Source organism: Pelagicoccus enzymogenes, from assembly GCF_014803405.1.
GTDB classification, from domain to species: domain Bacteria; phylum Verrucomicrobiota; class Verrucomicrobiia; order Opitutales; family Opitutaceae; genus Pelagicoccus; species Pelagicoccus enzymogenes.
Genome location: NZ_JACYFG010000035.1, coordinates 43,360 through 56,871 on the forward strand (window position 1 = coordinate 43,360; position 13,512 = coordinate 56,871).

The window sequence follows — 13,512 nt, forward strand, 5'->3', positions numbered from 1 at the left end:
CGAAATCATGACGCCACGGTAGACAAACGATCCGCCAAGAAGATGCCAGCAAAAGCACTAAGTCATACCGAAAACCGATACCTTCCAGCCTTGTTCTGGCTCAGCTTCGGCGCCCTCGTATGGATTACCTTCCTACTCTACGCCGGTGGTTTCACCACCACCATACGCGCAGGGATGGCCTTCCTAGATTGGCCGCTCTCCAACGGTTCGATCAATCCGGAAGGTTGGCTGCAGGACAAAGACATGGCCGCGGAACACTCCCACCGCCTGCTGGGCATGGTCATGGGGCTGCTTTCCATCGGTCTCTGCATCCTCGCGCACGCGAGCAAAGCCGCCCCTTCCGTTCGCAAGATGGGCAATTGGCTGGTCGTCCTCGTGATCGTTCAAGGCCTGCTCGGGGGGCTGCGCGTGAAGCTCGACGCCCTGAACCTCAACATCGACCACAACCTTTACGCCCAGAGTTTTGCGGTCGCTCACGCTACCTTGGCACAGCTGTTTCTCTGCTTGCTCGTCGCTTTCGTTATAAGCAACAGCCGCTCCTGGATCGAGCGCAACGCCGGTTTCCCCTACGCCCCGGACGCGTCCGTCGCCACCTTCGGATACGTCGCCTGCGGCACCATCGTGCTCCAGCTTATCGTCGGCGCCATCATGCGGCACGCGCACGCCGGACTTGCCATCACCACCTTTCCGCTCACCCCACACGGCACGCTTGTACCGCCCGTCTTCGACTTCGCCATCGGCATCCACTTCGCCCACCGCGTAGGAGCAGTCGTGGTTACGATCGCCGTGATCGCATTCTGCATCAAAGTTTGGAAGGACGCTGCGAGCCGCAGAGCGATGGGGAGATCGGCCGCCGGCTTGGTAGCGCTCCTGTTAATACAAGTCCTCCTCGGAGCTCTGGTTATCTGGAAAGTTCGCAACGAGCACGTCACGACCTTGCATATGCTGAACGGGGCGTTCACCTTAGCCCTTTGCTGGTCAATGACGTACAGAAGCCTAAAGCCTAAATTCAACGCCAACTCCGCCGCCGCGAACCAACGCGACGCGCTTGAGGGAAAGCCCTCCGCCATCGGCCAAACTGCAGAAGCGTGAGCCTGGAACCTTCAAAACGAGTCGATCTGACTCCCGCTGCCACCTTGTCCGATCGTACCGAGAACAAAGCTATCGCCTGGTCCGCTTACTACGAGCTCACCAAACCGCGCCTTAGCCTACTTTCCGTTATAACCGCCCTAGTCGGCTACTTGGCTGCCCTGCCTGCAAGGGACGTATTCGTCCTCGTCTTCTTTCTTGGAGGAACCGCCGTCTGCGCCGCAGGAGCCGCCACTCTGAACCAATTCATCGAGCGCGACACGGATGCGCTCATGAAACGCACCCGGGAACGCCCCCTACCGGCGGGACAAGTATCCCCCACTGTCGCCTTGTGGCTTGGCATCGCCCTATCCGTCGTCGGCGTCACCGCCCTTTGGCTGGGAGCTAACCCGCTCGCGGGAGCCCTCGGACTGGCAACCATCTTCACCTACATCGCGCTCTACACGCCGCTGAAGCTCAAGACGCGCTGGGCCACCGAAGTGGGTGCATTGCCAGGCGCCTTGCCGCCCCTGATCGGCTGGGCAGCCGCGGAGGGCGAGATTTCTCCGCTCGGATGGATCCTTTTCGGAATCCTCGCCTTTTGGCAAATGCCGCACTTCATGGCGATCGCCTGGACTTTCCGCAAGGACTACGGCTCGGCAGGCTTTCCCATGCTCACGGTGGTTGACCCGACAGGACGCAAGGCCGGCATCTGGGCAACCGTGAACGCGATCGCCTTGCTCATCGTCAGCTTGCTTCCCATCTTCCTCGGGCTTTGCAGCTGGCTCTACACTGCCGTGGCAGCCCTCTTTGGCATCTGGTACCTGCTGCGCTCCATCGCTTTCGCGACAGCGAGCAACCGAGACGGCGTGGCCCGCAAGCTATTCTTCAACTCCATCCTTTACCTGCCAGCGGTGCTTTTCACCTTGGTAATCGATCGTTGGATACTCTTCTAAGCCCAATCATGGAAATTAGCGACATTCCCGCACTCAACGCCTCACTCAACGCGATCGCCACTGTCCTCATCATCGCGGGAGTAGTCTCCATCAAAGCGAAGAAGGAAGGCCTGCACCGTCTCCTAATGGGAGCCTCTATCATCGTTTCTGCGATCTTCCTCATCGGCTACGTCTACCACAAGATAGCTGTTCGAGGGGTGCACACTCCGTTCAATGGCGAGGGAGCCATCCGCTACGTCTACTACACGATGCTCATCTCCCACATTCTGCTGGCTGCTGCCATCCCGGTGCTCGTCATCCGCACCGCCTACCTCGGAATCAAAGACCGCCGCGAACTGCACAAGAAATGGGCCCGCATCACTTATCCAATCTGGCTCTACGTATCCGTTACAGGAGTACTGGTATACTACTTCCTCTATGTCTGGTTTCAGCCAGCAGCCGCTTGACCTACTTCGCTGAGCGAAGTAGTAACAACCCCTTCCAGCCGCTCCTCTGCCCACCATGACTTGGGATATCGCATTCGTATTCGTACTCCTCGTGCTGACGCTCGTCAGCTTCGTGTGGGAAAAACTGCCGGCCGACGTTACCGCGCTTTCCGTCTTCGCAATCCTGATCGCTACGGGAACCCTCAGCTCCCAGCAGGCATTTTCAGTGTTTTCCAACCCCGCTCCCATCACCGTAGGAGCGATGTTCATGCTCAGCGCGGCACTGGAAAAGACGGGCTTGATCGCTCAGTTGAGCCAAAAGCTGCAATCCCTGGGCAACCTGAGCTACCGCCCTTTCCTGCTGGTGATCATGGTCCTGGTGGGGATCCTTTCCGGCTTCATCAACAACACGCCCGTAGTTGTCGTCATGCTTCCCATCGTGCTGACGCTATCCAGCAAGATTGGAGTCGCCGGCTCTAAAGTCCTCATCCCCCTCTCCTATGCCTCCATCCTCGGCGGCACCTGCACGCTCCTCGGCACCAGCACCAACATCATCGTCAGCGGCGTGGCTGAAGGCGTGGGCGGCAAGGCGCTCGGCATGTTTGAGTTCGCCTTCATCGGCGTGCCGATCTTCCTCGCTGGACTCGTCTATCTGATCCTTTTCGGCAACAAGCTGCTACCTTGGCGCGAGACCTTGACTTCTATCCTTTCCGAAGAAGAACGGCGAGAGTACATCGCGGAAGCCTTCGTCAGTACTGATTCCTCCGCCATAGGGAAGACCTTGCAAGAAGCGGGATTCAAACGCACCAGCGGCATGCGGGTGATCGACCTCGTACGATCCGGCGTATCCCTGCAGGGTCGCATGCAGGACGTCAAGCTGATGGAGGGTGACCGCCTCTTCCTCGCCTGCCGCGCCTCCGGGCTTGCTCAAGCCCGCTCCATCGAGGGCATCGATCTCGCAGCAGAACGGGAACTCGGACTCGAGCACATCAACGCCCACGAGGGCTTGATTGTAGAAGGCATCCTCGGTCCGAACTCCGAAATCCTCGGCAAAACGTTGGAAGAGGTAAACTTTCGTCAACGCTACCGGCTCGTAGTGCTCGCCATCCACCGCAACGGAAAAAACCTGCGCGACCAACTTGGAACCTTACGCCTCGAGTTCGGCGACACCCTGCTCCTGCTGGGCACTGACGAGGCCATTCAGAACATGAGCGGGAGCGAGGACATTATCCTCATGGAGAACCGAGCGGTTCCTTCGAAAACCGAAAAACGCAAGAGCTTTGCCGTGCTCGCTGCCATTGCAGGCGTGGTGGCCTGCGCCTCCTCCGGCTTCGCGGGAATAGAAGTGGCGGCCGTTGTCGCTTGCGCCTTTCTTTTCGTGACAAATTGCCTGCGTCCAAAAGATGGATACGCAGCCGTGCAATGGAATATCCTCTTCATCATCTTCGGCATGCTGAGCCTAGGCATGGCCATGTCGGAGACCGGGGCATCCAAATGGCTGGCTGACCAATTGATATCGGTCGTCACCCTCTTCACCACCGAGGAGATGCGCCCCTACGTGATGCTCGCGTGCCTCTACCTGCTAACGAATCTGCTGACCGAGATCCTCTCGAACAACGCAGCCGCAGTTTTGATGGCGACGCTGGCTGTCGGCATTTCCCAAACGCTTGGCGTCGACATGAAGCCTTTCCTCATGACGGTCGCCATCGCCGCCTCCGCCAGCTTCTCGACTCCCATCGGCTACCAAACCAACACCTACGTTTACGGCGCCGGGGGCTATCGTTTCACTGACTTCGTCAAAGTGGGAGCCCCGCTTAACGCGATTTGCTTCCTTATCGCGGTCACCTTGATTCCGATGATTTGGAACTTCTAGGTCGCAGCTGCTAGAGTTAAAGTCACGCATTGGATGTCGCATGCGACGCGCGACACGTCACCAGCATTATTCGAAAAGGTGACGCGGCTTCTCCGAAGACGCCTGAGCCAGACCTCCCCAAAGCAACTCAAGAGAATTCACGCGACCTTGGGCCGGAGCGTTACCAGCGGTACTGCGTCTCTTTTCCGATCGCCCTTTCCATCGAATCACAGAGCTCTTGGCTCCCCGCGATGTGGGCGAAGCCCGAGGCTTTCGATGAAAAGGTCTTCATGGGAAATACCTCCGTATCGAAAAATCGAGTACTGCCGCCGACCGCCGCTAAGAGGGCCATCCCTCCAGCAATGTCCCAAGCCTTCACGCGATGGGCGATCACGCCATCGAGCCAACCTAGGGCCGTGTAGGCCATATGGATGGCGCTGCTGCCAAAGGCCCTCAACTTGAAGGCCATGCGCAAGGCGTCGTCGTCGGCCAAGGCAGTTTCGTCGGCAAGAGTCTGCGTAGCGATCAGGCTCTGACTATTCAGCTCCGCCTCCTTGCGCTGCACCCGCTGCTCGTCCAACCATAGGCCATGCCCCCTCCCTCCGTGCACGAGCTTGCGCGTTCCATGGTCGTAGACGTATCCATAAACCGGATTGCCATTTTCAAGGAGAGCGAGAGAGATCGAGCAGTTCGGAATGGAGCGAGCGAAATTGTTCGTCCCGTCAATAGGATCCAACAACCAAGAGTAGCCAGGCTTCACCTCGATTGGCTCTGTCCCATGCTCAAGCTCTTCGCTGAAGAATTGATCGCTTGGGAACTCCGCTGCGATCCGCTCTGAAAACACGCGTGACAAATGCAAGTCGGCCTCCGTCACCCGCGAACCATCGAACTTCCATTGGCTGGCGACATCCCCAAACTGGGCCGTAAAGTAAGCCACCTGCTCCAATACCGCTTTCTTGCCGTACGCAATTCTCCCTTCGAGCGTATTTTCCATGCCCAAGGATGAAACATGGCTGCGGATCGCTCACAAGCTAGAACTTGCTTTGCAGGGCTGTCGCTCGCGTCACGCCACGCCGGTTCGCATTCCGCGCCGCGAGGCGACGCAAGCGTCGCCCCTGCCCAAGAACAAAAAAAGGCGCGGCCGAAGCCGCGCCCGAAAACCTACTGTCTGTATCGATCTTCCTAGTACAGGAAGTCGTTGATGATTTGCTCGTAACGCTCTTGCTTGCCGCTGATCTGAGTCGGCTCGCCTCCTTCGGAACCAATCGCGTAGACGTCCTCCAAGCTGAGCTCGCCCTTTTCGAAGGCTGCTCCCTTACCAGAATCGAAACTGCTGTAGCGCTCTGCCAGCAGGCTTGGCAGCTTGGATTCCTTGAGGATCTTGTCGGCGATCAAAGCGGAACGCGCAAAGGCATCCATACCGGCGATATGAGCGATGAAGATATCCTCCAAGTCAGTGCTGTTGCGACGTGTCTTGGCGTCGAAGTTTACGCCTCCACCCTTGAAGCCACCTGCCTTCAGGATAACGAGCATGGATTCGACCAACTCGTTGATGTTCATAGGGAACTGGTCCGTGTCCCAACCGTTTTGGTAGTCGCCGCGATTCGCGTCGATGCTTCCGAGCATTCCCGCGTCAGCTGCGACTTGCAGCTCGTGCTGGAAGGTGTGGCCCGCGAGCGTGGCGTGGTTCACTTCGATGTTGATCTTGAAGTCGTCGAGCAAGTCGTGCTCGCGCAGGAAGCCAATCACGGTCTCGGAATCGAAGTCGTACTGGTGCTTCGAAGGCTCAGCAGGCTTTGGCTCGATGAAGAACTGTCCCTTGAAGCCATTCTTGCGTGCGTAGTCGCGAGCGAGGCGAAGCATCTGTGCGAAGTGGGCCTTTTCGCGCTTCATGTCAGTGTTGAGAAGGGTCATGTAACCTTCACGACCGCCCCAGAAGACGTAGTTTTCACCTCCCAGAGCGATGGTTGCGTCGATCGCGTTCTTCAACTGCGCGCCGGCGTAAGCGACAGTGTTGAAGTCCGGGTTGGTTGAGGCCCCGTTCATGTAGCGCGGGTTGCTGAAAAGGTTAGCCGTGCCCCAAAGCAACTTCACGCCAGAGTCCGCTTGCTTGCCCTTGAGGTAATCTACGATCGCAGAGAGGTTTGCCTCGGACTCCTTGAAGCTCGCGCCCTCCTCCACGAGATCGAAGTCGTGGAAGCAGTAGTAGGGAGCGCCGATCTTGGTGATAAACTCGAAAGCGGCGTCCGCCTTGCCTTTGGCGCGACTAACGGCGTCAGCCCCTTCGGACCAAGGGAAGACCTTGGTCCCCGGACCAAAGGGATCTGCTCCCGTGCCACAGAAAGTGTGCCAGTAAGCGATGGCGAAACGGAAGAGTTCCTTCATGGACTTGCCGCCGATCTCCTGCTCCGGGTTGTACCACTTGAAGGCGAGCGGATTGTCGCTGTCGCGACCTTCGAACTTAATTTCCCCAATGCCTGGGAAGTATTCTTTATCTCCTGTAATGATACTCATGATACTTATGCTTTGTTTAAATCGGTTTAGGTTTGCGTATTAGGGGGTTAGGAAAGTTTTTGCTCCAATGCTCGCTTCCAAGCAGCGTAGGCGGATTGGTAAGCCTCACTGGCCTCAGGTTCAACATCGCCCACTTTGCGCAGGGACGCAAACGCCTCGGGCAAGCTTCCGTAGACGCCCGCCCCGTATCCAGCGCCTCGAGCAGCGCCCAAGGATCCATCGGTCTCGTAAAGGTCGATACCTGCTCCGCTTACGCCAGCTAGCGTTTGGCAGAACAGGTCGCTCAAGAACATGTTCGCCTTGCCGGCACGGATCTTCGAGATCTCAAGTCCAAGCGGCTTCATCAGCTCGATGCCATATTGGAAGGAAAATACGATTCCTTCCTGCAAAGCCCTGCAAAGGTGAGCCTTGCCGTGACGATTGAAGTCCAAGCCAGAAAAGGACGCACCCAGATTCTGGTTACAAAGAACACGCTCAGCTCCATTTCCAAATGGCAAGGCTACAAGCCCCTCCGCGCCGATAGGGGCCGACTGGGCCAGCTCGTTCATTTCCTCGTAGCTGCTAACGCCGATAGTGCGACGCATCCAGGAATTGAAAATGCCCGTGCCATTGATACAAAGCAAGATGCCCAGACGAGGCGCGTCCTTGCTGTGGTTAACGTGGGCAAAGGTGTTTACGCGAGACTGCGGATCGTACTTTACTTGATCCGTCACCCCGTAAACGACCCCAGAAGTTCCTGCCGTGGCGGCAATTTCACCTGGATTGAGCACGTTGAGCGAAAGCGCGTTATTAGGCTGATCACCCGCACGGTAGGAAACCGGAGTTCCCGCCGCCAAACCGAAGTCATCCGCAGCCGCCTTGGTGAGTGTAGCTTGTACCGAAAATGTGGGCACAACGTTAGGAATAAGATCGGAAGAGAAACCGGCCTGCTCCAAGAGAAAGTCGCAGACAGCATCCTCCTTGAAATCCCAGAAAATACCTTCCGACAAACCGGAGGCCGTCGTCTGGGCTTCCCCGGTGAGCTTCATGGAAAGCCAATCTCCCGGCAGCATCACCTTATCGATTTTGGCGAACAGCTCCGGCTCGTTCTCCTTCACCCATGCCAGCTTCATCGCGGTAAAGTTACCCGGCGAATTCAGCAAGTGACTCAGACACTTCTCGCCGCCAATCGCCTCGAAAGCGGCTTGCCCATACGGTACGGCGCGGCTATCGCACCAAATGATTGCCGGTCGCAGCACATTCTGCTGCTTGTCAACGCAAACCAGCCCGTGCATCTGGTAGGAGATGCCGATCGCCTTGATCGCATCCCCTGTGATGCGAGCGGCAGTCATTGCTTCTCGTACCGCGATGCGAGCGTTGTCGTACCACATTTGCGGATCTTGTTCCGCGTAGCCAGCCTGCGGCGAACTGATCACTTGCTCTTCCTTGGGAGCGAAAGCGGTGCCTACGCATTTGCCAGATTCCGCATCCAGAACAGAAGCCTTCACCGAGGAGCTTCCAACGTCGATTCCGATTAAATATGCCATGAGCTTGAGGGTTTTCGGGTAAAAGGCCGCCATTATGTCAGGAAACGCAAATTTCCGCCTTTAACATTTGCTCAATCCTTAGCATTATCGTCTCAAGCTTTCGACAAGTCGAATCATAACGCCCTTTCTTCCTGAAAACCATACACTTAAGTAGGACTTGCTTTTCTCTCAAGCCTGCAAAACAAAGCCAACAACAACAATTTTAGACGCATTTGAGCACAAAGGAGCAAGATCTGAAGTCAGGACACGGTATCGTTGCCGTGGGAGCCAACTACTTCGACAACCCGCAACATCCGCTCACCGTTCGACGGATCAAGGCAGGATCGCATAGCGAAATCACCCACGAACACGATCTCACGGAAATTCGGCACACGCACGACTTCTGCGAGCTATCGCTAATCACTAAAGGCAGCGCCATGCATTGGCTTGAGGGAGCCGAATTTCCCGTAACCACAGGCGACGTATTCGTTCTTCAAGGACACCAAAGCCATTACTACTACGACCTGCAGAACCTGGAAATGACGAACATCATGTTCGATCCCGAGCTGCTCAACCTTCCTGAAGCGCGGCTACGAAAAATCCCCGGTTACCGCGCTCTCTTCCTCCTAGAACCACTCTTCCGCAAACAGCACCGATTCACCAGTCACTTGCACCTTAACCGCAAGGCCCTCGCCCACTCTGAGCGAATTGCCTTAGAATTGGACCAAGAGCTCAGACGCAAGCTGGAAGGATATGAGGCCGCGATGTTCGCGAAGTTCGTAGAATTGGTCGTTTTCCTGTCGCGACTTTACCAAGACTCCGGATCGACCAACGCGGAAGCCTTGCTGCGAGTCGCCAAAGTCATCGGCTGCATAGAAGACGACTTTGCCAAGCAATGGAAAGTCGAGGATTTCGCCGCCATGGCGCACATGTCTCGAGCCAATTTCATGCGGGTGTTTCGTACCGCGACCGGCGAGACTCCGATCAACTACCTCCTGCAACTTCGTATCCAGAAGGCGATGACACTTTTGATGAGCACGAAACTTTCCGTTTCCGAAATTGCCTTCGAGGTAGGCTTCAACGACAGCAACTACTTTACGCGACAATTCAAGGCATCCCAAAACATGAGCCCCGTAGCCTACCGGCGATCTCACTCTAACGTGCTCTAGAGGGGCGCTTGCGAGCTCCAAGCTTGCAAGGAGCGCCCTCGTTCTTGCCGAGCTACTTTCCCGGCACCCAAAGATCTTCCCAAGAAAGACCGGCTTTTTCCATAACCTGCAAACGAGCTTTGAATCGCGAACGATTTAATTCGGTGGCTCCACCGGAACTGAAAACGATCTGGCAACCACTAGCCTTGGCAGCTTTCAATGCTGCAACATCAGGAACTTCATCGCGGTCGTTCACTACGAGCAGCTTGGCTGGAGCGTCCAACAGATTCGCGTCCATCACCGTCACCCCAAGCATGCGGCTCATCCGAGCTTGTTGGGCAGCATAGCTCAGAGACGGGGTGGCGATGCCGATGTCGACTAGGGCATGGTTGCTGTTGGCGAAAGAGGTGAGCAGGCGATCCAGCTCGGGGTCCTTTTCCGCCTGGCCCGGGGTCTGCAGGTCATGAGGCAGCAGCTTCACTCGAATATTCCGGTAACGAACGACGCTGTCCGGATCGTGAGCCTGAAAGGCAAAGGTTCCAGACCCCAAGATGCGGCCTTGCTTGTCCTCCGGTCTCCAAGGCTCTTCCGGCTCCGTGTATTCACAAATCAAACGATCGTCGATGTAAGTACGAATGGTTTTCCCTGCGACGAAGATGCGATACTTGAACCACTCACGATCTGCTGCCGGAGCTTTCCAAACATTTCGCACGGCGTAGATGCTCCCCGTCATCTTGTGCTCAACGTACTTCGCCGGGCCCGCCGGATTCGAGTTGATGACCTGGCACTCATATCCCGCCGCCGGCCAGCCTTCCTCTTGAAAGCGAGTGTGGATGTAGATGCCTGAGTTGGATCCGGGCTCCGTCATTACCTCAGCCTCGAAAACGAAATTCTTGAAATCGTGGCTCGCGACATCCCCAACGTAAAAGATGTGGGAACGCTCACCTCTTGTTACCAGAGCCCCTTCCTTTATCTTCCAAGATTCAGGTCGTTCGTTTATCTTCCATCCCTCAAGGCTCTTGCCATCAAAAAGCGAAATCCACTCGCTAGAATAGAGTGATGTTTGTAAAAGAAAAACGGATACAACTCCGAGCAGCAGTTTATTGGTAGCTATCTTCATAATCGATGGAGTCAGGTTTCGTTAAGGGTTTCCGAATTGGGAGCGGGCGGCGTCGAGTCCAGAGCGATAGGCTGCTATCAATTGATCGACAATCCGGTTGTGCCCAAGGTCGATTGATCTCAGGTTCTCGTCGCGATCCATATTCGCAACGCTCCTTTCGATTCCCTCAGCGAAGGAAACGGTTGCTTCGAAGCCGGGTACGAAGGACTTGATTTTCGAATTGTCGAAAACAGCCGAAACCGATTTGTCGCCATGTAAGCTCCCCACTTTGTCAGGCAAGCAGGCCGTAATGAAATCGCTCGCGATGTGCACGGCAGCGAGGTCACGTACCCCTGCCGCTCGAGCGGTCAGGCTGAAGATCCGGTCCCAAGTGAGCACCTCGTCCGAAGTGATATGAAAACACTCCCCAAGCGCCTTTCCATTTCCAAGCAAGCCTATCAGCCCTTTGGCAAAGTCTGAGCTATGGGTGACCGTCCACAAAGAGGTGCCATCTCCCGGAATAACGACAGGAGCGCCGCGGCGCATCCGATCAATGATGGTGTATGGCTGATTCCAGCTGTTCAAAACCAAGGGGACATGCGTGTCTCCGTAGGTAAGCGAAGGACGCACCACGGTCCCAGGCAGCTGGCCGCTATTGCTCGCCTGCAGCAAGATCGCCTCGCATCGCGCCTTGTCGCGAGAGTATTGCCAAAACGGGTTCACCAGGGGTGTCTCCTCCGTAATAAGGTAGTTGCGCAGTGGCTTCTCGTACGCGCTCGCAGAGGAAATAAAAAGGTATTGCTTCACCTTTCCCGCAAACAAGCGAATGCGGTTTTCCATCTGTTCCGGGGTAAAGACAGTGAAGTCAACAACCGCGTCCCAGCGTTCGCTCGCAAGGATGCTTTCGGCTGTATCCAAATCGTTGATATCGCAGACGATCGAATGGACAGTAGGCAAGCTAGGCCTGTTTCCTCGATTCAGGATGCTCACTTCGTATGACCGAGCCAAGGCTAACGCGACGCAAGCGCTGCTTATGATCCCTGTGCCACCAACGAATAATACTTTCATCGCTCAGACTACTGGATTTTCGAATAGTCCGTCGGCAACAACATGACGCTTTTCACACCCCCTTTTACCGTGAGCGGTCCTCCTGCCGCGACCTCGGACGCCGCCTTGACCTCCTTCCACTCCTCGTCCTCGCGGAAGTCCCGAAACATCTGCTCACGCGCCACGCGAGAATCGTGAGCCAACAGGTAGATCAGAGTATCGCCCGCCCCTCCCGAGCTTTCCACTGGATGAAAATAGACGAGATTTGTGGCGCCGTGCTTGGCGAAGAGGTCCATCGTCGCGCCGCGAAACCGCTGATCCAAATGGACGAGCCTTCCCTCGCTTGCCTTATAGGTTCGCAATTCAAATACCCGCGTCGGAGTCGCGACCTGCTGCAAGATCGCCGGACTGTAGTCCGTTGTCCGCATCAAAGTGCTGTCGATCTTTTGCACCAATCGCCCATCGACGATCGATTCCGCGTAGGCCGCCTTCCATTCCGGATCCTCCACGAAATTCGCCCAGGCAAGATCCCTCTCCGCCTCGTCTTCGAAAGCCACGATATACACCAGCTTGGCTGCGTCCTCATCCGTTACCCAATACCCCACGTGCTGCATGCCGTGTTTCTCGAAGAGCGCCAAGGTGTGCTCGCGAAAGCGCTCGTGCAAGGCCTCCAACTTTCCTTCATGAGGGTGATAGACACGCAGCTCGAACAGCCGCTGGTCCTTAGGTTCGAAAGTTTGCTGCGAACAAGCGCCTAGGAGGGCAAGGCAGAGCGCAACACAGAGGGGAGCGAGTAGTCGGGGCATAGCCGTTTCTTCTAGACAAGTTGCAAGTAATTGGAAGCAAATGTGTCTACCAGCAACTCTCTCAAATGAGAATTGAGCGGGCCGCCTCACTCGCTCAAGCTCCCGTCCGTTCTGAGAAAGCCCATGATCGAGCAAGGAATTTTCAACCATCGAATCTCCATGGCCAAGTCGCATATCGACGTAAACCGTCACGTTAACAACGTCGTCTACGTCCAATGGATGCAGGATGTCGCCTACGCCCATTCCAAGGCCGTTGGCTACGACGCGAAGCGCCTTGACCAACTGGGAACCACCTGGGTGATACGCAGCCACTTCATCCGCTACCATCGCCCGGCAGTCGAAGGCGACCAGCTGATCGTCTACACTTGGCCACACGAAATGAAGCGGGCCAGCGCCTTGCGACGCTACAAGTTCGTGCGAGCTCGGGACCACGTCACGGTTGCAAGCGGCGAATCCGACTGGGTGTACCTCAACCGCGCCACCGGAAGGCCCGAGTTGCTGGACGACGATTTGCGAGCAGCCTTCCCTGAAGTTGCAGAAAAGGACGAACCTTAATACTACTTGGAGCTCTTGTGCCCGCCTCCGCCGAGGTATGCGACCTCCGATAGCCCGTGACCAAACACGCGATACGCTTTACCAAATCCTAGCACGAGACGCCCCTCAGTCGGCGATAAGCGAAACAGGTCGAAATCGAGCAAGCCCCTTAAAAAGCCAACCGTTTCGCCATGCCTCCGCTCAAGTCCTTCCATGCCTTGTATCCATTCTTCGGAGTCTCGCGGGACAAGCGTCGCGACACATTCCGCCGTTACCCGCTTGCGAGCAAAAAGCTCCTCGGCAAGCGACTCGTCCTCTATAAGGCTCACACTCGCGCGGCCCGACTTCTTGAGGTGAACGTAGTGCTTGGCCATAGCGCTGACGTAGACGAAAAAGTCGCCGTCCGCGTCGACGTATACGGGAGCGTAACTCGAAAGCGGCTTTCCACGCACGGAAACCGTGGCCAGCTGGCAACTCCGCACGGTGCGGCGCAGCTTCGCCAATTCTTCTTTCGCCCATTCCAACTCTTCGACTGTCTCTGCGCTCATAGAATCCAAT

General features: G+C 56.3%; 13 protein-coding genes. 6 read left to right on the forward strand and 7 right to left on the reverse strand.

The window, feature by feature from the left end; all coding sequences use genetic code 11:
• The first annotated feature begins 42 nt into the window (after nucleotides 1-42).
• The 4 genes from IEN85_RS11985 to IEN85_RS12000 are packed head-to-tail and all read left to right on the forward strand — an operon-like array spanning nucleotide 43 to nucleotide 4,322.
• Nucleotides 43-1,092, forward strand: coding sequence for a COX15/CtaA family protein (locus IEN85_RS11985; RefSeq protein ID WP_191617325.1), 1,050 nt, complete (start codon nucleotides 43-45; stop codon nucleotides 1,090-1,092).
• Between the two features lie 44 nt (nucleotides 1,093-1,136).
• A complete protein-coding gene (gene cyoE, locus IEN85_RS11990; RefSeq protein WP_224772595.1) occupies nucleotides 1,137-2,024 on the forward strand; it encodes a heme o synthase in 888 nt (295 codons plus the stop codon).
• Nucleotides 2,025-2,032: 8 nt separating this feature from the next.
• On the forward strand, nucleotides 2,033-2,470 hold the full coding sequence (locus IEN85_RS11995) for a DUF420 domain-containing protein (RefSeq protein WP_191617326.1): 438 nt from the start codon (nucleotides 2,033-2,035) through the stop codon (nucleotides 2,468-2,470).
• Nucleotides 2,471-2,525: 55 nt separating this feature from the next.
• Nucleotides 2,526-4,322, forward strand: a complete 1,797-nt coding sequence (locus IEN85_RS12000; protein ID WP_191617327.1) for an SLC13 family permease — start codon at nucleotides 2,526-2,528, stop codon at nucleotides 4,320-4,322.
• Nucleotides 4,323-4,482: 160 nt separating this feature from the next.
• Here the strand turns inward: IEN85_RS12000 and IEN85_RS12005 are convergent, their stop codons facing one another.
• The 3 genes from IEN85_RS12005 to IEN85_RS12015 all read right to left on the reverse strand — a co-directional run bounded on the left by IEN85_RS12005 (nucleotide 4,483) and on the right by IEN85_RS12015 (nucleotide 8,341).
• The gene (locus IEN85_RS12005; protein ID WP_191617328.1) at nucleotides 4,483-5,295 is read right to left on the reverse strand and encodes an inositol monophosphatase family protein; all 813 of its coding nucleotides are present in this window, start codon (nucleotides 5,293-5,295) and stop codon (nucleotides 4,483-4,485) included.
• Between the two features lie 188 nt (nucleotides 5,296-5,483).
• Nucleotides 5,484-6,815 (reverse strand): xylose isomerase, encoded by a 1,332-nt coding sequence (gene xylA, locus IEN85_RS12010; protein ID WP_191617329.1) that lies wholly within the window; start codon nucleotides 6,813-6,815, stop codon nucleotides 5,484-5,486.
• Between the two features lie 47 nt (nucleotides 6,816-6,862).
• Nucleotides 6,863-8,341, reverse strand: a complete 1,479-nt coding sequence (locus IEN85_RS12015) for a xylulokinase (protein WP_191617330.1) — start codon at nucleotides 8,339-8,341, stop codon at nucleotides 6,863-6,865.
• A gap of 212 nt (nucleotides 8,342-8,553) precedes the next feature.
• Between IEN85_RS12015 and IEN85_RS12020 the strand changes: the two genes are divergently transcribed.
• On the forward strand, nucleotides 8,554-9,489 hold the full coding sequence (locus IEN85_RS12020; RefSeq protein WP_191617331.1) for an AraC family transcriptional regulator: 936 nt from the start codon (nucleotides 8,554-8,556) through the stop codon (nucleotides 9,487-9,489).
• 52 nt (nucleotides 9,490-9,541) lie between these two features.
• Here IEN85_RS12020 and IEN85_RS12025 read toward each other — a convergent pair whose 3' ends face one another.
• From IEN85_RS12025 to IEN85_RS12035, 3 genes are read right to left on the reverse strand one after another with little or no spacing between them, the layout of a single operon-like run.
• The gene (locus IEN85_RS12025; protein ID WP_191617332.1) at nucleotides 9,542-10,588 is read right to left on the reverse strand and encodes a 3-keto-disaccharide hydrolase; all 1,047 of its coding nucleotides are present in this window, start codon (nucleotides 10,586-10,588) and stop codon (nucleotides 9,542-9,544) included.
• 21 nt (nucleotides 10,589-10,609) lie between these two features.
• Nucleotides 10,610-11,635 (reverse strand): SDR family oxidoreductase, encoded by a 1,026-nt coding sequence (locus IEN85_RS12030; RefSeq protein ID WP_191617333.1) that lies wholly within the window; start codon nucleotides 11,633-11,635, stop codon nucleotides 10,610-10,612.
• Between the two features lie 8 nt (nucleotides 11,636-11,643).
• Nucleotides 11,644-12,420: an NIPSNAP family protein gene (locus IEN85_RS12035; RefSeq protein ID WP_191617334.1), complete on the reverse strand. Its 777-nt coding sequence runs from the start codon at nucleotides 12,418-12,420 to the stop codon at nucleotides 11,644-11,646.
• Nucleotides 12,421-12,543: 123 nt separating this feature from the next.
• Here IEN85_RS12035 and IEN85_RS12040 point away from each other — a divergent pair, with 123 nt between their 5' ends.
• Entirely contained in the window at nucleotides 12,544-12,975 is a 432-nt protein-coding gene (locus tag IEN85_RS12040; RefSeq protein WP_191617335.1) for an acyl-CoA thioesterase, read from the forward strand.
• A 2-nt stretch (nucleotides 12,976-12,977) separates the two neighbouring features.
• On the opposite strand, the gene IEN85_RS12045 is transcribed toward IEN85_RS12040, so the two are convergent.
• A complete protein-coding gene (locus tag IEN85_RS12045; RefSeq protein WP_191617336.1) occupies nucleotides 12,978-13,502 on the reverse strand; it encodes a HugZ family pyridoxamine 5'-phosphate oxidase in 525 nt (174 codons plus the stop codon).
• Nucleotides 13,503-13,512: the final 10 nt, after the last annotated feature.